Source organism: Snuella lapsa (genome assembly GCF_039539345.1).
Classification (GTDB): Bacteria; Bacteroidota; Bacteroidia; order Flavobacteriales; family Flavobacteriaceae; genus Snuella; species Snuella lapsa.
Map to the genome: position 1 here is coordinate 1 of NZ_BAABCY010000124.1, position 1788 is coordinate 1788.

General features: G+C 55.3%; 1 protein-coding gene. It reads right to left on the reverse strand.

Features of this window, described 5'->3' with window-relative positions:
- Positions 1-1788, reverse strand: a 1788-nt coding sequence (locus ABD792_RS19140) for a VPS10 domain-containing protein (RefSeq protein WP_345008196.1), incomplete at both ends; no start/stop codon positions are given.

A 1788-nucleotide genomic window follows, 5' to 3' on the forward strand; every position in this document is an offset into this window, starting at 1 on the left:
TCCAGCTGTTCAGGTTCGCATCCTTGTAATAGACTCCAAGGTCCGTACCCACATAGATGCCCTCGTTGCTCGTCCTATCGTACACCATCTCCAACAGGGCTACCCCCGGAAGCCCGGTCGATATGTCCGACCAAGAGCCCCCCTTGTTGGACGATTTATATATCTTGCTCCCCTGAAGTAGGTACACGATATTGGCATTGGTGGGGTGCGTCGCTATGTCGGCTACGTTCCCACTAGAGGGCAGACTGCCCGTAAGGTTGGTCCAGATAGGGTTGGCCCCGCGCACGTTGTCGGACCTGTAGAAGCTGCCGTTGCCCCTGGACACGTACATGATATTGTGATCTGCGTCGCTCTGCTCGATCTTCTTGATCTTGTCGCCGCCGCCGAAACTGGAGATTTTGTCCCATACCGTTGATGAAGTCGCCGTCCTAGCATTGTTGATCCGCTCCACCTCCAAAAGACCCACGAACAGCGTGTTGACGTCGCTCTTGTCCAGCACCCCGGTACCCCTATATTCACCACTATCGGCCGTCAAGGGATTGATCCTTTGGAAGGACATCCCCCCGTCACTCGACCGGTGGATCCTCTGGTTCTTGAAATGGTAGGCATAGGTATCGTTAGTATAATCGAATATCACCGTCGCCTCGTCGCCGCCCCAGGGGCTAAACCAATCACCTCCCCGGTTGAGCTTGATCCCACAGTGCATGGTACCTCCGGCAACAACCTCGGGGTTGGTCTGGCTCTGGGCACATGCAAAAACCTCTGCTATGGGGAGACCGTCGGTGATCTGCTGGAACTGACCATTGCCATTAAGGTGGTAGATACCACCGTCGTTGGCCGCGAACAGCACATTGGTATGCGGTGAGTACGCCCAGGTGAGCTGGTCAAGGTGGAGCGCACCGCCGTCGGCAGTCACGTTATTGAAGAACTGAACCCAAGTCTGGCCGCCGTCGGTAGACCTCCATGACTTGACCCCTCCCGCATATATGATATCGGAATCCGTAGGATCCGACACTATGAAAAGGTTATAGTTGGGCTGCCCTCGGGAGATCGCCCCAGTGTCGCTATAGCCCGTTATGCAGGGAACGCCCCCAGAGCGCCTAGTGAACGTTGCTCCAGAGTCAGTCGAACGGTAAACGCCCTCGTAGGAGTCCTCCCCCATATGGTCCCGTGAATTGATCACATAAACAACATTAGGAGAGGCCGGACTCACCGCTATCTTCATGAAGGTGCCCTGTCCAAAATCCGTAGTGTTCTCTGTCCAGGTCTGCCCCCCATCAACAGAACGGAAAAATTGCGAAGGGGAACCATCGGTTCCAGCATACATGATATCGGGATTGGTAGGGTGCACGCGCAGTTCCTCGACCCTTACGGCCGATTGTACCATACTGAAATTCGCTCCCCCATCCAACGAAAGGTAGATACCGCTGTCGTTCCCCACAACAACCACAGAAGGCGCATCCGGTTTTATCAACAGTGCATTGGTATTGCTCGTGGTCAGACCGGTAGCGCCCCAACTGGAACCGCCGTCGGTAGACTTCAGAACGCCCAAATTCGTCCCGATGTAAATGGTATTGGCGTCGGTGGGGTCCACCTGTGATATGTATACATCCTCCACCAGTTGGTCCGTAAGCGGCGTCCAATTGGTCCCCGCATCGGTCGTCCTGAAAAGGCCTCCCTTGAACGTCGAAACATAGTACGTATTGGCATCGGTGGGGTGAAACTCTACGTGCTTGACGCGACCGCCGTCCATCTTGACCCCGTTCCTCGGACCAACACTGATGGGAC